This is a genomic window from Massilia sp. TS11, assembly GCF_022012445.1.
Classification (GTDB): domain Bacteria; phylum Pseudomonadota; class Gammaproteobacteria; order Burkholderiales; family Burkholderiaceae_D; genus Telluria.
Genome location: NZ_JAKLTS010000015.1, coordinates 1 through 20,979 on the forward strand (window position 1 = coordinate 1; position 20,979 = coordinate 20,979).

Consider the following 20,979-nt stretch of genomic DNA (forward strand, 5'->3'; position numbering starts at 1 on the left):
CAGGAAAAATGGGGGCTGACCCCGATTTTTCCGGAAAACAAAAAGGCCGGGATGTCCCGGCCTTTCTTGGCAGATAAATGGGGTCTGACCCCATTTTTTCTTTAGTGCTTCTTGTGGTTGTGGCCGGCCACCATGGTGTCGGTCATCAGCTTGTCGCAGTAGGCGATCGCCATCGCCGACAGCAGGAATACGATGTGGATGCCGGTCTGGGCGATCAGGGTCTTGGAATCGTACTGGGCGGCGTTGATGAAGGTCTTCAGCAGGTGGATCGAGGAGATGCCGATGATCGCCATCGCCAGCTTCACCTTCAGCACCGTGGCGTTCACATGCGACAGCCACTCGGGCTGGTCGGGATGGCTCTGCAGGTGCATGCGCGACACGAAAGTCTCGTAGCCGCCGACAATCACCATGATCAGCAGGTTGGAAATCATCACCACGTCGATCAGGCCGAGCACGACCAGCATGATCGTGGTCTCGGTCAGGCGCGCCGCGTGCGGCAGCGGGGTGGTGACGGCGGCTGCTGCATGCGGGTCCGGCAGCGAGGCGGCCGCCGCGGCGGCTGCGGCCGGCGCATTGCCGAGGTTGTGCGGATTGGCCACGCTCTCGGTGATCGCGGCCAGCGCATGGCCATTGCCGAGGGCGGCGGCGATCAGCTCGCTGAGCTCGACCCAGAAGTGGTAGACATACACGCACTGCGCCAGAATCAGGCCCAGATACAGCGGCAACTGCAGCCAGCGGCTGGTGAAAATGAAGCGGGCCAGCGGGGGGATGCGTTGACCGTTTTGCGGGCTCAGTTCGCTCATGCTTTCTCTCAGAGTGCTTGTAGGAATCCTCCGATTATACCGATCTATGTAGTAAAGAAAATACATCAATGATCATTTTGTCTAGGCGATCTGCATCCAGATGGTCTTCAGTTCGGTGTACTTGTCGAAGGCGTGCAGGGACTTGTCGCGCCCGTTGCCGGACTGCTTGTAGCCGCCGAACGGCACCGTGATGTCGTCGCTGTCGTACTGGTTGATGTGGACGGTGCCGGCCCGCAGCGCGCGCGCCAGCTGCACGGCCTTGCCCAGCTCGCGCGTCCAGACCGCCGCGTGCAGGCCGTAACTGGTGGCATTGGCCTGGCGCACGGCCTCGTGCACGTCGTCGAAGCACAGCACCGACAGCACCGGGCCGAAAATCTCCTCGCGCGCGATGCGCATCTCGGGCCGCACCTGGTCAAAGATCGTCGGCGCCACATAGCAGCCGCCGCTGTCGGTGCGCGCCGCCGTGCCGCCGGTCAGCAGGCGCGCGCCTTCGTTCTGGCCGCTTTCGATATAGCCGAGCACGGTCTGCTGCTGCTGGCCATCGACCAGGGCCCCCATCACGGTGCTCTCCTCGAGCGGGTCGGCGGGGGCGTAGCGCGGCACCAGGGCCAGGGCCTTTTCCATGAAGGCCGCGTAGATCGCGCGCTCGACAAACAGGCGCGAGGGCGCATTGCAGCTTTCGCCCTGGTTGAAGAAGATCGATCCGACGGCGGCCTGGACGGCGGCGTCGAGGTCGGGGCAATCGGCGCAGACGATGTTCGCCGACTTGCCGCCCAGCTCGGTCCAGGCGCGCTTCAGATTGCTCTGCCCGGCCATCTGCTGGATCTGCTTGCCGACCCGGGTCGAGCCGGTGAAGCCGATGCTGTCGACGTCCATGTGCAGGGCGAGGGCGGCGCCGGCCTCGGGGCCGAACCCGGGCAGCACGTGGAAGACCCCGGGCGGCAGGCCAGCCGCATGGGCCAGTTCGCCCAGGCGCAGCGCGCTCAGCGGGGCTTTTTCCGAGGGCTTCAGGATCACGCTGTTGCCGGCTGCCAAGGCCGGGCCGATCTTCCAGGCCGCCATCAGCAGCGGATAGTTCCACGGCGTGATCGCGGCCACCACGCCGACCGGCTCGCGCACGACCAGGGCCAGGCTGTCGGCCGGGGCCGGCGCCACTTCGCCGTACAGCTTGTCGATGGCCTCGCCATACCAGCGGATGCAGTTGGCCGCCAGGGCCACGTCGACGCTCAGGCTGTACTGGATCGGTTTGCCCATGTCGAGGGTCTCGAGCAGGGCCAGCTCGTCCGCATGGGCCAGCATCAGCTCGGCCAGGCGCAGCAGCACGCGTTTGCGCGCGGCCGGGGCCTGGCCGGCCCAGCGTCCGTCCTCGAAGGCGGCGCGCGCCAGGGCCACGGCGCGCTCGACGTCGCGCCCGTCGCAGCGCGCCACCTGGCCGAGCAGGCGGCCGTCGACCGGCGACAGATTGTCGAAGCGGGCGTCGGCTGCGGCCCAGACGCGTTCCCCATTGATCAGTGCACGGCCGTCGCAGTCTGCGCGCGCGGCCCGTTCATGCCAGATTCCCATGCTGTCCTCCTGTGGCGGATTTGCCTCCAGTCTGGCACAGTCGGCGCCGATTTTTTTGCGGCCGCGCGTGCCTCCTGAGGCTATAATCGCCCAATTTTCGTACAGATAAAGCCACAAGGGGAGTCCGCAACACCATGAACACCACCCTGATCACTTCGGTTGTGATCTACCTGCTGGGGACGCTCGCGCTGGGCATGTGGGCCGGCACGCGCATCAAGAACACGGGCGACTTCGCCGTCGCCGGGCGCAGCCTGCCGCTGGTGATGGTGATTACCACCACCTTCGCCACCTGGTTCGGAGCGGAAACGGTGATGGGTATTCCGGCCAAATTCGTCCAGGGCGGCCTGAATTCCCTGGTCGAAGACCCGTTCGGCGCCGGCATGTGTCTGATCCTCGTGGGTCTGGTGTTCGCCACCAAGCTGTACCGGCTGAATCTGCTGACCATCGGCGACTACTACCGCGCGCGCTACGGCAAGGGCATCGAAGTGTTCTGCTCGGTGGCCATCATCCTGTCCTACCTGGGCTGGGTGGCGGCCCAGATCACGGCCCTGGGCCTGGTGTTCTCGGTGCTGACGCATGGCTGGATGTCGGAGACGGCCGGCATGATCATCGGCACCCTCGCCGTCCTCATCTATGTGGTGGTCGGCGGTTTCCTGGCCGTCGCCGTGACCGACTTCATCCAGATGATCGTGCTGGTGCTGGGCATGAGCGTGATCGCCGTGTTCTCGGCCGACCTGGCCGGCGGCGCCGACAAGGTGCTGCACATGGCCAGCCAGCGCGATCTGTGGAAATTCCTGCCCGAGCCCAGCTTCAAGGACCTGGCCTTCTTCATCGGCGCCGGCGTGACCATGATGTTCGGCTCGATCCCGCAGCAGGACGTCTACCAGCGCGTGATGTCGGCCAAGGACGCCCAGACCTCGACGCGCGGCGCCGTCATCGGCGGCCTCAGCTACATCATCTTCGCCTTCGTGCCGATGTTCGTCGTCGCCTCGGCCGTCACCGTGATGGGCGACACCGCCCTGACCATGGCGCGCGAAGACTACCAGCGCGTGCTGCCCACCTTCGTCATGGAGCGCATGCCGCTGGTGATGCAGATCCTGTTCTTCGGCGCGCTGCTGTCGGCGATCAAGTCGACGTCCTCGGCCACGCTGCTGGCGCCCTCGACCAGCTTCGTCGAGAACATCCTGAAAAATCTGCGCCCGCACATGAGTGACCGCCAGCAGCTGTTCGCCATGCGCTGCACGATCGTGGTCTTCGCCGCCCTCGTGCTGACCTATGCGATCGCGATGAAAGGCACCTCGATTTACGATCTGGTCAGCTCGGCCTACCAGGTCACCCTGGTCGGCGCCTTCGTCCCGCTGCTGATGGGCCTGTACTGGAAGCGCGCCACCACCCAGGGCGCGATCGCCTCGGTCACGCTCGGCATTGGCACCTGGATTCTGTTCTTCCCCCAGGTCAGCCCGCTCGGCCAGATGTTCCCGGGCCAGCTGGCCGGCCTGCTGGCCGCCTTCGCCGGCATGTTCATCGGCTCGCTCGCGCCCCAGCTGCTGAAGAACCGGCACGAACCGCATCTGAGCCACGCGGTCCACACCGAAACGGCCTGAGCGCTACTTCTGGCTGCCCAGATAGGGCGCCGTCAGGCGCTCGATGCTGCCGTCCTGCTGCATCTGCGCCAGCGCGCGGTCGAAGGCGGCAGCCAGGGCGGCCGCCTGCGGGCGCTTGCTGAACACCACAAAGGTGTCATAGCGTTCGAGTGAGGGACTGAGCTTGCGGATCCCCGTCAGGCCCAGCTGGCGCAGCGTGTAGGCGCCGACCGTGGCGTCGCTGAGCACGGCGTCGATGCGGCGCAGCTGCAGCTTCTGGAAATTGGTGGCATCGGCGCCGACCTCGGCCACCTGAAAGCGCCCGGCCGCCACGCCCTGCACGATGCTCTCGGGCAGGCGAAAACCGGCGCGCACGCCAATCTTTTTGCCCTGCAGATCGGCCAGACTGGCCACCCCGCCCGCTTCATTGCGCACGAACAGCACATACTCGGTGTGCTGGAGCGGCACCTGCCCGTATTCGAGATAGGCGGCGCGGTGCGCCATGCGGGTGAAGGCGAACGCGCATTCGACCGTGCTGGCGGCCCCGCGCGCCAGCTCGCTTTCGAGGCGGCGCCAAGGCATCTGGCGGAACTGGATGGCAATCCCGAGGCGGCGTCCGGCCTCGCTCAGGATATCGGCCGAGAGCACGCCCAGGCCCGCGCCCTGGGGCATGAAATACGGCACGAACACATCGTCATAGCACACCAGCTGGGCAGGCAGGCCCGCCGCCGCGCGCGCGGCAGCGAGACCAAGCAGTGCAGCCAGCAGCCAGGCAGGAAGTGCGCGCATGGGGAGGACGGAAAGAAAGATCCTCACCCATTGTAACAAAGACTTCCTTCCAAGCAAGCTTTGTGTGCAATTTATACATAGCCGAGGGCGGCCAGCACCTGCTGCGTCTCGTTCAGGCAATAGCGGATGCGCGCCACCATTTCATCGATCTGGCGCGGCTGCATGATCAGCGGCGGCGCGATGATCATGCGCTCGCCGACGGCGCGCATCACCATGCCATTGCGGAACATCTGGGCGCGGCACAGCAGGCCCACGCCCAGGGCCGGATCGAAGGCGCTGCCGTCGGGGCGCACGAGATTGAGCCCGGCGACGAAACCGCAGCTGTCGACATGGCCGACCAGCGGATGGCCGGCCAGGCTGGCAAAGCGCGCCGCCAGATAGGGGCCGGTGTCCTCGCGCACGCGCCGCACCAGGTCTTCTTCCTCGAGGATGCGCAGATTTTCGAGGGCCGCCGCACAGGCCACCGGATGGCCCGAGTAGGTGAAGCCATGGGCGAACTCGCCGCCCGCGGCCAGCACGCGCGCGACCCGCTCGCCGACCAGCACCCCGCCCAGCGGCACATAGCCGGAGGTGACGCCCTTGGCGAAGGTGATCAGGTCGGGGCGGATGCCGAAGCGCTCGCTGCCGAACCAGTGCCCAAGCCGGCCGAAGCCGCAGATCACTTCATCGGCGATCAGCAGGATGCCGTGGGCGTCGCAGATGCGCTGGATTTCGGGCCAGTAGCTGGCCGGCGGAATCACCACGCCGCCAGCGCCCTGGACCGGCTCGCCGATGAAGGCGGCCACCCGCTCCGGTCCAATGTCGGCCAGCGCCTGTTCGAGCCAGCGCGCGGCCTGCAGACCGAAGGCCTCGGGGTCGGTGCCGGGCGCCTGCTTCCACAGATTCGGCTCGCCGATGTGGTGGATGTCGGGCAGCGGCAGACCGCCCTGGGCATGCATGCCGGCCATGCCGCCCAGCGAAGCGCCGGCCAGGGTCGAGCCGTGGTAGGCATTGTGGCGGCTGATGATCACGCGCCGCTGCGGCTGGCCGAGCAGCTCCCAGTAGCGCCGCACCATGCGCACATTGGTGTCGTTCGCCTCCGAGCCGGACGAGGTGAAGAACACATGCTGAAAACCGGGCGGCGCGAGCGCGGCCAGGCGCGCGGCCAGCTGCACGGCCGGCACATTGGTGCTCTGGAAGAAGCTGTTGTAGAACGGCAGAGTCTGCATCTGCTCGGCCGCCGCCTGCACGATGCGCGTGCGCCCGTAGCCGGCGTTCACGCACCACAGGCCGCTCATGCCATCGATGATCTGCTGGCCGTCGGCATCCCAGATGTAGATGCCGTCGCCGCGCACGATCACGCGCGCCCCTTCGCGCGCCAGGGCGGCGTGGTCGGTGAACGGATGCAGGTAATGGGCGCTGTCGAGCAGCTGCAGCGCATGGGTATCGAGTGCCGATCCGATCGGCGGAACTTGACGGGTCATGCTCTTCTCCTCAGACGTGCAGCAGCAGGTGCTCGCGCTCCCACGGGCTGATGACAGTCATGAATTCGAGATGCTCGCGTTCCTTCACGGCCGCGTAGACGTCGATGAAGCGCTCGCCCAGCACCTCGCCCAGCTTGGTCTCCTGGCGCAGCTGGTCGATCGCCTCGGGCAGGCCGCGCGGCAGCTGGAACGGCAGGTCGTAGGCGCTGCCCGTCATCGGCGCACTCGGCTCGAGGCGCTCGGTCATGCCGAGGAAGCCGCAGGCCAGGGTCACCGCCAGCGCCAGATAGGGATTGGCGTCGGCGCCGATGACGCGGTTCTCGACGCGCCGGTCCTGCACGCCCGACTCGGGCACACGAAAGCCGACCGTGCGGTTGTCCACGCCCCACTGGATATTGATCGGCGCCGAGGTGTGCGGCACGATGCGCCGGTAGGAATTGACATAGGGCGCGACCAGGGCCATGGCCGAGGGCATGTAGCGCTGCAGGCCGCCGATATACCACTTGAACAGCTGCGAAGGCGAGCCGTCCTCGTTGCTGAAGATATTGCGACCGCTGCTGATCTCGGTCACGCTCTGGTGCACGTGCATGGCGCTGCCCGGCTCGCCCGCCATCGGCTTGGCCATGAAGGTCGCATACATCTGGTGCTTGAGCGCGGCCTCGCGCAGCGTGCGCTTGAAGTAAAAAACCTTGTCGGCCAGGCCGAGCGGATCGCCGTGCAGGAAGTTGATTTCCATCTGGCCCGCGCCGATCTCGTGAATCAGGGTGTCGATGTCGAGATTCATCAGATCGCAGTAATCGTAGATGTCCTCGAACAGGGGATCGAATTCATTGACGGCGTCGATGCTGTACACCTGGCGGCTGGTTTCGGCGCGCCCGCTGCGGCCCTGGGGGGCGCGCAGCGGCTGGTCGGGATCGCTGTTCTTGGCCGTCAGATAGAACTCGAGTTCGGGCGCGACCAGCGGCTGCCAGCCCTGGTCCTGGTAGCGGCGCAGCACGCGCCGCAGCACGCTGCGCGGCGCGAAGTCGACCAGTTTGCCATCGGCAAAATAGCAGTCCTGGATCACCTGGGCGGTCGGGTCGGTGGCCCAGGGCACCATCGTGATGGTGCCGGGGTCGGCGCGCAGATACATGTCGCGGTCGACGCTGGAAATGGCGCGCTGATAGGCTTCGTCGTCGTTCGGCACATTGCCGGTGACGGTCATGCCGAGCACCACTTCGGGGATGCGCATGCCGCGTTCCTGGGTGAACTTTGCGCGCGGCAGAATTTTGCCGCGTGCCACGCCGGTCAGGTCGGGCACGAGACATTCGATTTCGGTCACCTGTTTCTCGTTGAGCCACAGGTCCATGTCGGTAAAGCTGAAATTGTCGCGAATTGCCATGATGGCCTCTCTTTTGTGTCGAGTCATAACCGCCACGGCGCAGGCGCCGGACGGACCGTATCCAGAGATGTGCCGGGCCAGCTAGGGGATGCGTTCGAGCGCGGCGTGGTAGTCGCGGCAGGCGTCGCCAAAGGCCGCGAACAGTTTGCAGGCATCGCTGTTCTGCTGCAGATGCCATTCGGGATGCCATTGCAGCCCGAGCAGGAAGCCGGGCGCACCCGGCAGGGAGAAAGCTTCGATCAGGCCGTCTTCGGCGCGCGCTTCGACGGCCAGGCCCGGGGCCAGCACATCGACGCCCTGGCCATGCAGGGAGTTGACGCGGATCTCGCTGCTACCGAGCACGCGCGCCAGCAGGCCGCCCGGCATCAGGGTGACCGGATGGGCCGGGCCGTATTGCTCCTCGAGCTCGGCGAGCGGATTTTCGCGGTGGTCGAACTTGCCGGCCACCTCCTGCACGGCCTGGTGCAGACTGCCGCCGAGGGCGACATTGACTTCCTGAAAGCCGCGGCAGATGGCCAGCAGCGGAATGCCGCGCGCAATCGCCGCGCGCAGCAGGGGCAAGGTGGTGGCGTCGCGCGCGGGATCGAGCGGCAGGGCCGGATTGTGCACGGCCTGGTCGAAATAACTGGGATGGACATTCGAGGGCGAGCCGGTCAGCAGCACACCGTCGCAGGTATCGAGCCAGGTGTCGAGATCGGCCTCGGCGCCGAGGGCCGGCGCGATCAGCGGCGCGCAATGGGCCCCGTGCACCACAGCATCCACATATTTGAACTGCACGATGTGATGCATGTGGTGGCCGATATGCCAGCTACAGGCTGGGACGAGGACGATCGGACGGCGCATGGTGGGACTCGCTTTCACGGCCATCATAGCCAAGTTCGGTAAGCAATGCCAACACGCCAGCGCAAGCTGCGCCGGCGTCAGATAGGGTATTGGATTAAGATGACAGGATGATCACAAGCGAGGTCGCCATGTTGTCTTTGAACGATGCCAGCCTGCTGCGCACGCAGGCTTTTCTCGATGGCCAGTGGGTCGACGCCGATGGCGGCGCCCGGCTCGCCGTGCACAATCCCGCCACCGGCGCTGAACTCGGCAGTGTCCCGCGCATGGGCCAGGCCGAGACGGCGCGCGCCATCGATGCCGCCGCGCGCGCCTGGCCGGCCTGGCGCGCGCGTCCGGCCAAGGAACGCGCGGCCATCCTGCGCCGCTGGGCCGATCTGATGCTGGCCCATGCCGATGATCTGGCCCTGATCATGACCAGCGAGCAAGGCAAGCCCCTGCCGGAAGCCAAGGGCGAAGTCGCCTACGCGGCCTCGTTTCTCGAATGGTTTGGCGAGGAGGCCAAGCGCGTGGCCGGTGAAACCCTGGCCTCGCCCTGGCCCGACCGGCGCCTGCTGGTCACGCGCGAGGCGGTGGGCGTATGCGCGGCCATCACGCCCTGGAATTTCCCTGCGGCGATGATTACCCGCAAGGTCGGCCCGGCCCTGGCGGCCGGCTGCCCGATCATCGTCAAGCCGGCCGAACTGACGCCCTTCTCGGCCCTGGCCCTGGCCGTGCTGGCCGAGCGCGCCGGCGTGCCGCCCGGCGTGTTTTCCGTCATCACCGGCGACCCGCAGGCGATCGGCGCCGAGATGTGCGCCAATCCCACGGTGCGCAAACTTTCCTTCACCGGTTCGACCGCCGTGGGCCGCCTGCTGATGCAGCAGTGCGCGCCGACCATCAAGAAGCTCTCGCTCGAACTGGGCGGCAACGCGCCCTTCATCGTGTTCGACGACGCCGACCTCGACGCTGCCGTGGCCGGGGCGATCGCTTCCAAATACCGCAATGCCGGCCAGACCTGCGTGTGCGCCAACCGCCTGTACGTGCAGGACGGCGTGTACGAGGCCTTTGCCGCCAAGCTGGTGCAGGCAGTGGCCCAGCTCAAGGTCGGCAACGGGGTCGAGCCCGGCGTCAGCCAGGGCCCGCTGATCGAGCCGAAGGCCGTCGCCAAAGTCGAGCAGCACATCGCCGATGCGCTCGAGCAAGGCGCGCGTCTGCTGTGCGGCGGGCGCCGCCATGCGCTCGGCCACACTTTCTTCGAGCCGACCGTGCTGGCCGACGTCACGCCGGCCATGCGGGTGGCGCGCGAAGAGACCTTCGGCCCGCTGGCGCCGCTGTTCCGCTTCAAGACGGAGGCCGAGGTGATCGCCATGGCCAACGACACCGAATTCGGTCTGGCGGCCTACTTCTACGCGCGCGACGTCGGCCGCGTGTGGCGCGTGGCCGAGGCGCTGGAGACCGGCATGGTGGGCGTGAACACGGGCCTGATCTCGAACGAGATCGCGCCCTTCGGCGGGGTCAAGCAATCGGGCATCGGGCGCGAAGGCTCGACCCACGGCATCGACGACTACCTGGTCATCAAATACATCTGCCTGGGCGGGCTCTGATCAGGCCTGCACCTGGGTCAGGATCTCCTGCGCGGCCAGGAAGTCGAGCTTGCCGATGGCCGCTTCCAGCGCGGCCATGCGCTCGGGCGCGAGGCGCTCGGCCAGATCGGCGCGCAGCGCGGCAAAGCTGTCGCAAGCGCCCATATTCGATTCCGCCAGCTGGCGTTTGAATTCGCCGAGGCGGGCCGCATCGAGCCCGCCCGCGGCCGGCGCCGGCACCGCTGCGCGCTGCGTGTCGAGCCAGGCGCGGGCCGCCTCGGCGGTCTCGCTGATCTCGCTTTCGGCGCGTGCGAACAGGGCATCGATATTGCCGGTCGCACCGCTGCGGATGGCCTGCTCGACCTCCATCGAAGCGGCCGCAAAGCGGCGCGCGCCGAGCGTGCCGATTGAGCCGCGCAGCGCGTGCAGGCTGCGCGCCGCTTCGTCGCCGCGGCCGTCGCGCCAGGCCGCGTGGGCCGCGCGCACATCGGCCGGGCCCTTCTCGACCAGCCGCGCCACCAGGCTCAGGAACATCTCGCGTTGGGCCGGATTGTCCTTCGACAGTTCGAACAGCGCGCGCACTTCGAACACCCCGCCCTCGCTGCGCGTGCTGACCGGCTGCAGCGAGACGGCGCCGGCCTTGGCCGGCAGATTGCGCGCAATCGCGGCCAGCATCATGTCCATCTCGATTGGCTTGGCGATGAAGTCGTTCATGCCGGAGGCGATGCACTGGGCCTGTTCGGCGGCCAGCACCCCGGCCGTCATGGCCAGCACCGGCAGCGTCAGTTTCAGTTCGCTGCGGATCAGGCGCGTGGCCGTGAAGCCGTCCATCTCGGGCATCTGCACGTCCATCAGCACCAGGTCGTAGTGCTGGGGCGCGGAGCGCAGGCGTTCGACCGCCTCCTTGCCATTGCCGACCACGTCGACCTGGGCGCCGGCCTGTTCCAGCATGCCGCGCGCGACCAGCTGGTTCAGCGCATTGTCCTCGACCAGCAGCAGACGGCGGCCGTCGAAGCGCTGGCGCACGGCCAGCGGACGCTGTTCATACGGGGCGAGCTGCAGCTCCTCGGCGCGCCCGGCGAACACCTCGTGCAGGGTATCGAACAGGCTCGAGGCCGTGACCGGCTTGATCAGGATGGCGCTGGCCTGGCGCGATTCGGCCAGGCTGGTCAGCTTGCTGCGGCCGAAAGCATTCACCATCAGCACCACCGGCACGCGGCAGGGCGGACTCATCTCGCGCAGCGCGCGCAGCGTGGCCAGACCGTCCATGCCCGGCATCTGCCAGTCGATCAGGATGGCGTCGAAATTCCCGCCCGGGACCAGCTCCAGCGCCAGCGCGCCCGAGGCCGTGCCCTCGGCCTGCCAGCCCCACGAGCGGATCGTCATGCACAGGTAGTCGCGGCTGGTGCGGTTGTCGTCCACCACCAGCAGGCGCAGGCGGCCCAGGCGCGGCGCCGGCGCCGCTTCTTCGGGCGCCAGGCTGAATGGCAGGCGCACCACGAACAGGCTGCCGACGCCGGGCGTACTGGTGCAGCTGATGGTGCCGCCCATTAGCTCGACCAGGCGGCGGCAGATGGCCAGACCGAGGCCGGTGCCGCCGAAGCGGCGCGTCATCGAGGCGTCGGCCTGGGAGAAGGCGGAGAACAGGCGCGCCTGCTGTTCGGCGTCCATGCCGATGCCGGTGTCGCGCACACTGATGCGCAGCTCGACCTCCTGCTCGCGCCGCTCGGCCAGTTCCACCAGCACCGAGACTTCTCCCTTCTCGGTGAACTTGATCGCATTCCCGGCCAGATTGACCAGCACCTGCTGCAGGCGCAGCGCATCGCCGATCAGGCGCTGCGGCACTTCGGGCGCGACCCCGATGGCCAGCTCGATATCCTTCTCGCCGGTGTTCATCGTCATGATCGTGGCCAGGGCGTTGAGCAGCTGGTCGAGCGCAAACGGCTCGCGGTTCAGCTCCATCGCGCCGGCTTCGATCTTGGAGAAGTCGAGGATGTCGTTCAGGATGCGCAGCAGCGACTGGCCGGAGCCGCGGATCATGTCGAGGTAGTCGCGCTGGTCGGGCGAGAGCGCGGTATTGGCCAGCAGCTGGGTCATGCCGAGCACCGCGTTCATCGGCGTGCGGATCTCGTGGCTCATATTCGCCACGAACTGGCTCTTGGCGCGGCTCGCGGCCTCGGCCTGCTCCTTGGCGCGCGTCAGCGTGGCTTGCAGCTCGCGCTGGCGCGTGATGTCGCTGGCCACGCCGAGGAAGCCGGTGACCTTGCCGTCGGCATCGCGGATCGCCGAGACCACCAGCAGCACCGGCAGATGGCTGCCGTCCTTGCGCACATAGGTCCACTCGCGCGACTCGCTCTGGCCTTCGCGCGCGACGGCGGCGAACACGTCAAAACCGCTGATCGGACGGCCGAAGCGCGCCGACAGCTCGGCGCCGCGGCGCGCCACTTCGCTGGCCAGGTGGATCACGGCCGGGGTCTGTTTGCCGATCATCTCCTCGGCGCGGTAGCCGAGCATGCGCTCGGAACCGACCGAGAACACGCGGATCACGCCATCGAGGTCGGTCGAGATGATCGAGACTTCGCTGGCCGACTCCACCAGCGACTGGAACTGCTTCTCCGAGCGGGCCAGCGCGGCCGTCATTTCGCGCGCCAGTTCGACCGCGTATTCGCGCCGCGCCGCCAGCGCGCGCACGACGCCGAAGAACAGCAGGCTGATGACGGAACCGGCGACCAGCACGATCTGCGACTTCTGGCGGTCGATGCTGTCCTCGAAGCCCGACAGCGAGCGCACCTTGACGGTCCAGGCGCGGTCGGCCACCAGCACGGCGGTGTCGGCGACGAAGGGATTCGGATAGCGCACCGCCTCCTGGCGCGCCTCGGCGAAGGTCGAATACAGCAGATCGGCGGGCGCATTGCTGCGCCCATCGTAGATTTCGAGAGCGACGTCGGTCAGGGTCGGGCCCAGCACGGCCGTCATCAGATCGTCCATGCGGAAAGGGCTGTACACGAAGCCGCTGATGGCGGCGCGGCGCTGCTCGACGGTCAGCACATCGCTGTTATTGCGGTACACGGGCAGGGCCAGCAGGAAGCCGGCCTGGGCGCCGGCCTCGTATTCCTGCACCAGGGTCACGCGGCGCGTGGCGGCCGCCTCGCCGGTGTCGCGCGCGCGGTCGAGGGCGGCGCGGCGTTCGGGTTCGGAATACAGGTCGAAGCCGAAGGCGCGCAGATTGCGGTCGCTGAAGGGCTCGATGTATTTGACCGGCACGTACAGCTCGCGCGCGCCGGCCGGATGCACGGCGAAGGCAGCGAAACCGTCGGCGCGCACGCCGCGCTCGAAGGCCGCCAGGGCCGCCGCCGGCACCACGTCGGCATACCCGATGCCCTGCACGCCGGGCAGGGTGCGCGCGATGCTCATGCCGTCGACGAAGCGGCGCCACTCCTCGCGCCCAACGCCGGGCGAGGCCTTGAACAGGGCCTGGGCGCTGCGCAGACCGCGCTCGCTGCTTTCGATGCCTTCGCTGATGCGCTTGTCGATGTCGGCCACCAGCACGTCGAAGCGTTCGCGCGCGCGCCGCTCGGTGGTGGCGGCCACCAGGTTCCAGACGAACAGGGTCAGGCCGACCCCGATCAGCAGCGTGCCCCAGTGCGTGACCAGGGTGCGCAGGGCCGGATGGCCGGCGGCCAGGCGGCGCCGTTCGGCCAGGTCGGCGCACAGCACCAGCGGCACCAGCGCGGCCAGGGCGAGGAAGCTGCCGATCGCGATCAGGGAATCGTTCATGGTGCCGACCGCGAACGGGCCGAGGCCGCGCACCGTGCCCAGCACCGCGCTGGCGGCCACCACCAGCACCACGATGCCGGCGCCATGCTGGCCGAAACGGTAGGCCGCCAGCGCCATCAGCGGCACCGCCAGGTAGACCAGCCAGCGCAGGCTGCTGTCGGCCGCGAACGGCTGGAAGAACACGCCCGCGCTCAGGGCCGCCAGCAGCAGCAGGCCGATGCCGGCCTCCAGCCATTCGCGCCCGCGCGGCGGCCGCGGGCGCGCGCGTCCCCAGGCCAGCAGCAGCGGCGTCAGCACCAGCATGCCGGCCGTGTCGCCCAGCCACCAGGTCAGCAGCACCGTCCATTTGCTGATGCCCGGGACCACGTGGGCCAGCAGCAGCGCGGCCGTGCCAACCGCCGCCGCCAGCGCCGCGCAGCCGGCCACGATCAGCGCGAATTTATACACATGCGAGAGCTGGCCGAGCGGATCCTCGCCGCCGGCCACGCGCCGCAACAGCAGCGCCGCCAGCAGGATCTCGGCCGTGTTGCCGACCCCGATCGCGAGCGACAGCGTCAGGCAGTCGCTCAGGGTGCCGACCTGGTTGCCCAGGAAGGCGACCAGATTGGCCGCCACCGCGCCGATCAGCACGCCCGGCCACAGACGCCAGCCGCCCAGCACCAGGGCCGCCAGCGCGATGCCGGCCGGCGGCCACACGGGCGAGGCATTCGAATTGGCGAAGGCCAGCGCCAGCCCGAGGCGGGCGGCGCCGAAATAGGCCAGGGCCAGCAGCAAAGACAGGCCGATGGTGCGCAGACGCATGGCGGCCTCAGTCCGGCTCAGCCAGGCGGCAGCCATTGCGCCCTTCCTGCTTGATCCGGTACATGGCGCGGTCGGCCAGGGCCAGCAGGTCCTCGGCGCGCTGGCCGGGCTGGGGCACCAGGGCCGCCACGCCGACACTGACGGTGACGATCGGGGCGGTCGGCGCCAGCGCATGCGGCAAGGCACGCGCACGCACCTGTTCGCACAGGCGCTCGCCGTATTTCTGGGCATCGGCCGGCCCCGTGTAGGGCAGCACGGCGACGAATTCCTCGCCGCCGAAACGGCCGACGAATTCGCCCGGACGACGGGTGCTGGCGGCCAGCGTGGCGGCCACCTCGCGCAGGCACTGGTCGCCCTGCGGGTGGCCGTAGTGGTCGTTGTAGGCCTTGAAGTGGTCGATGTCGACGAAGGCCACGGCCAGCGGCAGTTGCTGGCGTTTGTGGCGCTGGAATTCGCGCTCCAGCATCTGGTCGACATAGCGCCGGTTGAACAGGCCGGTCAGGCCGTCCTGGTTGGCCAGCTGGGCCTGCAGCATGGCGGTGCGCTGCAGATTCAGATGGGTGCGCACGCGCGCCTGCACCACGGGCGGATTGAGCGGCTTGGTGATGAAATCGACGGCGCCGGCTTCGAGGCCGCGCACTTCGGCGTCGGGGCTGCTGTCGGCCGTGACGAACACGATCGAACAATCGCTGGTGTCGGGGTCCTGGCGCAGGCGGCGGCAGACTTCGAAGCCGTCGATGCCGCCCAGCTGCAGGTCGAGCAGGATCAGCTGCGGGCGGCGCGCGCGCGCGAGTTGAATGCCGGCCTCGCCGCTGGTGGCGAACAGGATCTCAGCCTGGTCGGCAATCATGCCGGACAGCAGACGGATCGCATCGGCGTCGTCGTCGATGATCAGGATCAGGGCGGGCGGCAGCGGCGGCAGCGACATGGGTTCCATAGGGCGGCCGCGGAGGGGGCCGGTCGATGCCACTATATCATCCTTGCCAGCCAAAATCAGCTGGTTGCGACCCCGGGGTTCAGGCCGCGTCGAGCGCCTGCAGGGCGGCCAGCATGGCCGGCTTGGCGCGCAGGCCGGGCCAGCCGTCGAGGCGCGTGCGCACCACCGCGCCCTGCAGAAAATAGAAAGTCGGCGTGGCCCAGCGCGTCAGCATCGGCACGGCGCTGCGTTCGTAGATGATGGCCAGCGGCGCCTGCGGATGCTGGCGGTTCCAGCGCCGCAGCGCGTCCAGGTCGAGCACGCGCTGCTGCGGCGCCAGCCAGTGCAGGCGGCCGGCGAAGGCGCGCCCGAAATCGCGGTCGGCGTCGAGGGCGGCCAGAAAGCGCGCGCAGAAATGGCAGTCGGGGTGGCCGATGGCGATTACCTGCTTGCCGCTGCCGATCGGCAGGGGGCGCAGCAGCAAGCCGCTGCCGCGGGCGTCGAGCACCAGTTCGGCCGGCGTGCCGGGCGCCACGCTGCCGGTGAGCGGCGGCGCGCTCAGCCGGGCGTGCGGGTAGCGTGCGCGCCAGGCCGCGGCCTCGGCCAACAGGCGGGCCGACAGCAGGGCCGCATGGGTGCGCGCCAGCAGGGCCGGCGGCGGCGTGCCAGGCAGGGCCTGCAGCACGGCGGCCATGGCGCGCGCGTCGGCCGGCGCTTTACTCAGATAGCAGAGGCGGTCGGCGGCGTCGAACACCAGCAGCAGCTCGTCCGGCGTGAGGCCGGCCAGACCGTCCGGGGCCAGGGTCGCATAGGCTTCGGCCAGCAGGCTGGCGCGCGCACTGTCGTCGAGGTCTTGTTCGAGCAGGGCCGTTTCGACGGCGCGGAAGGCGGCGTAGCGCGCGCGCACGGAGGCGGCGGCCCAGCCCGCACAGGGCCAGGCGCCCAGCGCCAGCAGTGTTGTGAGGACACGGCGGCGCGCGGCGGGCATGGGATCAGGCCGGGTCGTAGGTCTGCAGGCGCGCTTCGAGGCGGGCGCCGATGTCGCCGGGTTCGGCCACCGTCAGGCCGAGGTCGCGCAGCAGGCCGTCCTCGAGCCCGTACACCCAGCCGTGGATGGCCAGTTCCTGGCCGCGGTGCCAGGCGTCCTGCACCACCGTGGTCTGGGCCGTGTTGAGCACCTGCTCCATGACGTTCAGTTCGCACAGGCGCTTGGCGCGCGCCGGCACCGACAGCGAGGCGCCCAGATAGCGCTCGTGCTTCTGGTAGACATCCTGCACATGGCGCAGCCAGTTGTCGGCCAGGCCGACGCGCTGCTTGATCATCGCGGCCATCACGCCCGAGCAGCCGTAGTGGCCGACGATCATCACGTGCTTGACCTTCAGCACGTCGATCGCGAACTGCAGCACGGACAGCAGATTCAGGTCCGAGTGCACGACCACGTTGGCGATATTCCGATGGACGAACAGTTCGCCCGGGGCCATGCCGATCAGCTCATTGGCCGGCACGCGCGAATCGGAACAGCCGATCCACAGGTATTCCGGGCTCTGCTGTGCCGCCAGGCGCTTGAAGTAATCCGGGTCGTGGCCGACCTGTGCGGCGGCCCAGGCCCGGTTCTTCTGGAGCACGTGCTCCAGGCTCAGTTCGTCATCAGTCACTCAAAAAAGTCCTTCACCTTGTCCATCCAGCTCTTGCTCTGCGGGCTGTGACGGGCCCCGCCTTCGCTGGTGGAACGGTCGAACTCGCGCAGCAGCTCCTTCTGCTTGTCGGTCAGCTTGACCGGGGTCTCGACCTGCACATGGCAGAACAGATCGCCCGCGTAGCCGGAGCGCACGCCCTTGATGCCCTTGCCCTTGAGGCGGAAGGTCTTGCCCGACTGGGTACCTTCGGGAATCGTGAACGACACTTTACCAGACAGGGTCGGCACCTCGATCTCGCCGCCGAGCGCGGCCTTGGCAAACGAGATCGGCATCTCGCAATGCAGGTCGTCGCCTTCGCGCTGGAACACCGGGTGCGGCTTGATGTGAATTTCCACATACAGGTCGCCCGGCGGGCCGCCATTGGTGCCCGGCTCGCCATTGCCCGAGGAGCGGATGCGCATGCCATTGTCGATCCCGGCCGGGATCTTCACTTCGAGCGTCTTGTTGCGCTTGATGCGGCCGGCGCCGCCGCAGGACGAGCACGGATCGGGGATGATCTTGCCGCTGCCATGGCACTTCGGGCAGGTCTGCTGGATGCTGAAGAAGCCCTGGGTCATGCGCACCTGGCCGTGGCCGGCGCAGGTCGGGCAGGTCGTGGGCGAGGTGCCGGGCTTGGCGCCGCTGCCGTGGCAGGTGTCGCACTTGTCCCAGCTCGGCACCCGGATCGTGGTGTCGAAACCATGCGCGGCCTGCTCGAGCGTGATCTCGAGGTTGTAGCGCAGGTCGGCGCCCTTGTAGACCTGGGGACCGCCACCGCCGCGGCGGCCGCCGAAAATATCGCCGAAGATGTCGCCGAAGGCATCCGAGAAGCCGCCGCCGCCAAAGCCGCCGAAACCGCCGGCGCCGCCGCCCATGTTCGGGTCGACCCCGGCATGGCCATAGCGGTCATAGGCTTCGCGCTTTTCCGGATTGGACAGCATCTCGTAGGCCTCTTTGACTTCCTTGAACTTCTCTTCCGCGTCGGCGCTGTCCGGATTGCGGTCCGGGTGATATTTCATCGCCAGCTTGCGGTAGGCCTTCTTGATCTCGTCGTCCGACGCGTTCTTGGCCAGGCCCAGAACCTCGTAATAATCTCGCTTCGACATGGATTGCCTTACTGATGAGCTTTCTTATGCAAAAAACCGAGCCGGAAGCCAGGCGGCTCGCGGCTCGGCGCATGCCGCGGGAAGGCTCCCGCGGCCACGGGACGCTTACTTGGTGTCCTTGACTTCCTTGAAGTCGGCGTCGACCACGTCATCCTGCTTGGCATCGGCCTGGGCACCGCCGGCGGCACCGGCGCCACCGGCAGCGGCCTGCTGGGCCTGCATGTCGGCGTACATCTTTTCACCGAGCTTCTGGGCCGCCGTCGACAGCGCCTGCACCTTGGCGTCGATGGCTTCCTTGTCGCCGGCCTTGATCGTGGCTTCCAGATCGGTGATGGCGGCCTCGATCTTTTCCTTCTCGCCCGCTTCCAGCTTGTCGCCGTATTCGCCGAGCGACTTGCGGGTCGAGTGGACCAGGGCGTCGGCCTGGTTACGCGCCTCGGCCAGCTCCTTGAGCTTCTTGTCCTCGGCCGCGTTCAGTTCGGCGTCCTTGACCATCTTCTGGATCTCGTCTTCGGACAGACCCGAGTTGGCCTTGATGGTGATCTTGTTTTCCTTGCCGGTGGCCTTGTCCTTGGCGCTGACGTGCAGAATGCCGTTGGCGTCGATGTCGAAGGTCACTTCGATCTGCGGGGTGCCGCGCGGGGCCGGCGGGATGCCCTCGAGATTGAACTCGCCGAGCGCCTTGTTACCGACGGCCATTTCGCGTTCGCCCTGGTACACCTTGATGGTCACGGCCGGCTGGTTGTCGTCGGCGGTCGAGAACACCTGCGAGAACTTGGTCGGAATCGTGGTGTTCTTGTGGATCATCTTGGTCATCACGCCGCCCAGGGTTTCGATACCGAGCGACAGCGGGGTCACGTCCAGCAGCAGCAGGTCCTTGCGTTCGCCCGACAGGACCGAGCCCTGGATGGCGGCGCCGACAGCGACGGCCTCGTCCGGGTTGACGTCCTTGCGCGGGTCCTTGCCGAAGAATTCCTTGACCTTTTCCTGCACCTTGGGCATGCGGGTCATGCCGCCGACCAGGATCACGTCATCGATGTCCGAGACCTTGACGCCGGCATCCTTGATGGCGGTGCGGCAGGGCTCGATGGTCTTCTCGATCAGTTCCTCGACCAGGGCTTCCAGCTTGGCGCGCGTGATCTTCAGGTTCAGGTGGACCGGGGCGCCATTGGCCATGGCGATGTAGGGCTCGTTGATCTCGGTCTGCTGCGAGGACGACAGTTCGATCTTGGCGCGCTCGGCCGAGGCCTTGATGCGCTGCAGGGCGATCGGGTCCTTCTTCAGGTCGAGGCCATTGAGCTTCTTGAATTCGTCGATGATGTAATCGATCACGCGCTGGTCGAAGTCCTCGCCGCCGAGGAAGGTGTCGCCATTGGTCGACAGCACTTCGAACTGCTTTTCACCGTCGACATCGGCGATCTCGATGATCGAGATGTCGAAGGTACCGCCGCCGAGGTCGAACACGGCGATCTTGCGGTCGCCCTTGTCGGTTTTGTCGAGGCCAAAGGCCAGGGCCGCGGCGGTCGGCTCGTTGATGATGCGCTTGACTTCCAGACCGGCGATGCGGCCGGCATCCTTGGTGGCCTGACGCTGCGAGTCATTGAAGTAGGCCGGCACCGTGATCACGGCCTCGGTCACTTCCTCGCCCAGGTAGTCCTCGGCCGTCTTCTTCATCTTGCGCAGCACTTCGGCCGAGATCTGGGGCGGGGCCAGTTTCTTGTCGCGCACCGAGATCCAGGCGTCGCCATTGTCGGCCTTGACGATCTGGTAGGGCATCAGGCCGATGTCCTTCTGCACTTCTTTTTCGTCGAACTTACGGCCGATCAAGCGCTTGACGGCGAACAGGGTGTTTTTCGGATTGGTGACGGCCTGGCGTTTGGCGGGGGCGCCGACGAGGATCTCGCCATCGTCCTGGTAGGCGATGATCGAGGGCGTGGTGCGCGCGCCTTCGGCGTTTTCAATCACCTTCGGCTGGCCGTTTTCCATGATGGCCACGCAGGAGTTGGTCGTGCCCAGGTCGATACCGATAATTTTGCCCATGATAGTGGTCCTTGTGATCTTGTATTGGTTGGAGACTGCGATGTTTCAAATATGGGGAAAGCCCCTGCTATTTCAAGGGCCTTATTTGCCCTGGGCGGCGGTGACGATGGCCGGGCGCAGCAGGCGGTCGGCGATCATATAGCCTTTTTGCAGGACGCTGACGACGGTATTGGCTTCCTGGTCGGCCGGCACCACGGCCACGGCCTGGTGCTTGTTCGGGTCGAGCTTGTCGCCGACGGCCGGCAGCACTTCCACCAGACGGTTGCGTTCGAAGGCGGCATTGAGCTGCTTGAGCGTCATTTCCACCCCTTCCTTGAGCGACTCGGTGCTCGGGGTCTCGACTTTCAGGGCCATTTCCAGGCTGTCCTTCACCGGCAGCAAGGCCTCGGCAAAGCTCTCGACGGCGAATTTATGGGCCTTGCTGACGTCTTCCTGGGCGCGGCGGCGGATATTGTCCGCTTCGGCCTTGGCGCGCATGAAGGCATCATGCATTTCGGCAAGGCGGGCCTCGGTGGCCGACAGCTGTTCTTCGAGCGAAGGCTCGTCGGTGGGGACCGGGGCGCTGGCCTGCTCGTCGGCCTGGGCCTGGGCCGCGGCCTCGTGCTGCTGTTCTTGTTCTTGCATCGAAAACACTCCTGAAATCAAAGACTTAATACATATGGATGAATCCTGACCG

The 20,979-nt window shown here is 67.3% G+C and carries 15 protein-coding genes; 2 read left to right on the top strand and 13 right to left on the bottom strand.

All coding sequences use genetic code 11. The annotated features are described in order from the left end of the window. Window positions 1-101 precede the first annotated feature (101 nt). Both LZ005_RS18415 and LZ005_RS18420 read right to left on the bottom strand, forming a co-directional pair. Entirely contained in the window at window positions 102-803 is a 702-nt protein-coding gene (locus LZ005_RS18415) for a YqhA family protein (RefSeq protein WP_237809968.1), read from the bottom strand. 81 nt (window positions 804-884) lie between these two features. Beyond that, window positions 885-2,366 carry an aldehyde dehydrogenase gene (locus LZ005_RS18420; protein WP_237809969.1) on the bottom strand — a complete coding sequence of 494 codons (1,482 nt, stop codon included), beginning with the start codon at window positions 2,364-2,366 and terminating at the stop codon, window positions 885-887. 134 nt (window positions 2,367-2,500) lie between these two features. Here LZ005_RS18420 and LZ005_RS18425 point away from each other — a divergent pair, with 134 nt between their 5' ends. Then, on the top strand, window positions 2,501-3,970 hold the full coding sequence (locus LZ005_RS18425) for a sodium:solute symporter family protein (RefSeq protein ID WP_237809970.1): 1,470 nt from the start codon (window positions 2,501-2,503) through the stop codon (window positions 3,968-3,970). A 3-nt stretch (window positions 3,971-3,973) separates the two neighbouring features. Here the strand turns inward: LZ005_RS18425 and LZ005_RS18430 are convergent, their stop codons facing one another. The 4 genes from LZ005_RS18430 to LZ005_RS18445 form a co-directional block, all read right to left on the bottom strand. Next, a complete protein-coding gene (locus tag LZ005_RS18430; protein WP_237809971.1) occupies window positions 3,974-4,738 on the bottom strand; it encodes an ABC transporter substrate-binding protein in 765 nt (254 codons plus the stop codon). Window positions 4,739-4,809: 71 nt separating this feature from the next. Then, window positions 4,810-6,201, bottom strand: coding sequence for an aspartate aminotransferase family protein (locus tag LZ005_RS18435; protein ID WP_237809972.1), 1,392 nt, complete (start codon window positions 6,199-6,201; stop codon window positions 4,810-4,812). 10 nt (window positions 6,202-6,211) lie between these two features. Continuing rightward, entirely contained in the window at window positions 6,212-7,582 is a 1,371-nt protein-coding gene (locus tag LZ005_RS18440; protein WP_237809973.1) for a glutamine synthetase family protein, read from the bottom strand. A gap of 81 nt (window positions 7,583-7,663) precedes the next feature. Beyond that, window positions 7,664-8,449: a gamma-glutamyl-gamma-aminobutyrate hydrolase family protein gene (locus LZ005_RS18445; protein ID WP_237810031.1), complete on the bottom strand. Its 786-nt coding sequence runs from the start codon at window positions 8,447-8,449 to the stop codon at window positions 7,664-7,666. 104 nt (window positions 8,450-8,553) lie between these two features. On the opposite strand from LZ005_RS18445, the gene LZ005_RS18450 reads away from it, so the two are divergent. Beyond that, window positions 8,554-10,008, top strand: a complete 1,455-nt coding sequence (locus tag LZ005_RS18450; protein ID WP_237809974.1) for an NAD-dependent succinate-semialdehyde dehydrogenase — start codon at window positions 8,554-8,556, stop codon at window positions 10,006-10,008. Here LZ005_RS18450 and LZ005_RS18455 read toward each other — a convergent pair whose 3' ends face one another. From LZ005_RS18455 to grpE, 7 genes are all read right to left on the bottom strand, one after another. Beyond that, window positions 10,009-14,601, bottom strand: a complete 4,593-nt coding sequence (locus tag LZ005_RS18455; RefSeq protein WP_237809975.1) for a CHASE domain-containing protein — start codon at window positions 14,599-14,601, stop codon at window positions 10,009-10,011. Beyond that, window positions 14,573-15,502, bottom strand: a complete 930-nt coding sequence (locus LZ005_RS18460) for a diguanylate cyclase domain-containing protein (RefSeq protein ID WP_237809976.1) — start codon at window positions 15,500-15,502, stop codon at window positions 14,573-14,575. Before LZ005_RS18460 ends, LZ005_RS18455 begins: the two co-directional genes overlap by 29 nt. Window positions 15,503-15,581: 79 nt before the next feature. After that, on the bottom strand, window positions 15,582-16,469 hold the full coding sequence (locus LZ005_RS18465) for a hypothetical protein (RefSeq protein WP_237809977.1): 888 nt from the start codon (window positions 16,467-16,469) through the stop codon (window positions 15,582-15,584). A 4-nt stretch (window positions 16,470-16,473) separates the two neighbouring features. Next, window positions 16,474-17,136: a carbonate dehydratase gene (can, locus tag LZ005_RS18470; RefSeq protein ID WP_237809978.1), complete on the bottom strand. Its 663-nt coding sequence runs from the start codon at window positions 17,134-17,136 to the stop codon at window positions 16,474-16,476. Then, complete coding sequence (gene dnaJ, locus LZ005_RS18475; RefSeq protein ID WP_237809979.1) at window positions 17,133-18,263, bottom strand: molecular chaperone DnaJ; 1,131 nt, start codon at window positions 18,261-18,263, stop codon at window positions 17,133-17,135. The genes can and dnaJ overlap by 4 nt, the downstream gene beginning before the upstream one ends. 105 nt (window positions 18,264-18,368) lie before the next feature. Further along, window positions 18,369-20,303 (bottom strand): molecular chaperone DnaK, encoded by a 1,935-nt coding sequence (dnaK, locus tag LZ005_RS18480; protein ID WP_237809980.1) that lies wholly within the window; start codon window positions 20,301-20,303, stop codon window positions 18,369-18,371. An 81-nt stretch (window positions 20,304-20,384) separates the two neighbouring features. Beyond that, window positions 20,385-20,927 (bottom strand): nucleotide exchange factor GrpE, encoded by a 543-nt coding sequence (gene grpE, locus LZ005_RS18485; protein WP_237809981.1) that lies wholly within the window; start codon window positions 20,925-20,927, stop codon window positions 20,385-20,387. Window positions 20,928-20,979 lie beyond the last annotated feature (52 nt).

Excerpts from the sequence above, each read along its gene's own strand:
- dnaK (WP_237809980.1), bottom strand. The coding sequence starts at position 20,303 with ATGGGCAAAATTATCGGTATCGACCTGGGCACGACCAACTCCTGCGTG.
- LZ005_RS18465 (WP_237809977.1), bottom strand. The coding sequence starts at position 16,469 with ATGCCCGCCGCGCGCCGCCGTGTCCTCACAACACTGCTGGCGCTGGGC.
- dnaJ (WP_237809979.1), bottom strand. The coding sequence starts at position 18,263 with ATGTCGAAGCGAGATTATTACGAGGTTCTGGGCCTGGCCAAGAACGCG.
- LZ005_RS18440 (WP_237809973.1), bottom strand. The coding sequence starts at position 7,582 with ATGGCAATTCGCGACAATTTCAGCTTTACCGACATGGACCTGTGGCTC.
- LZ005_RS18455 (WP_237809975.1), bottom strand. The coding sequence starts at position 14,601 with ATGGCTGCCGCCTGGCTGAGCCGGACTGAGGCCGCCATGCGTCTGCGC.
- LZ005_RS18425 (WP_237809970.1), top strand. The coding sequence starts at position 2,501 with ATGAACACCACCCTGATCACTTCGGTTGTGATCTACCTGCTGGGGACG.
- LZ005_RS18420 (WP_237809969.1), bottom strand. The coding sequence starts at position 2,366 with ATGGGAATCTGGCATGAACGGGCCGCGCGCGCAGACTGCGACGGCCGT.
- LZ005_RS18415 (WP_237809968.1), bottom strand. The coding sequence starts at position 803 with ATGAGCGAACTGAGCCCGCAAAACGGTCAACGCATCCCCCCGCTGGCC.
- grpE (WP_237809981.1), bottom strand. The coding sequence starts at position 20,927 with ATGCAAGAACAAGAACAGCAGCACGAGGCCGCGGCCCAGGCCCAGGCC.
- LZ005_RS18435 (WP_237809972.1), bottom strand. The coding sequence starts at position 6,201 with ATGACCCGTCAAGTTCCGCCGATCGGATCGGCACTCGATACCCATGCG.
- LZ005_RS18450 (WP_237809974.1), top strand. The coding sequence starts at position 8,554 with ATGTTGTCTTTGAACGATGCCAGCCTGCTGCGCACGCAGGCTTTTCTC.
- LZ005_RS18430 (WP_237809971.1), bottom strand. The coding sequence starts at position 4,738 with ATGCGCGCACTTCCTGCCTGGCTGCTGGCTGCACTGCTTGGTCTCGCT.
- LZ005_RS18460 (WP_237809976.1), bottom strand. The coding sequence starts at position 15,502 with ATGGAACCCATGTCGCTGCCGCCGCTGCCGCCCGCCCTGATCCTGATC.
- LZ005_RS18445 (WP_237810031.1), bottom strand. The coding sequence starts at position 8,449 with ATGGCCGTGAAAGCGAGTCCCACCATGCGCCGTCCGATCGTCCTCGTC.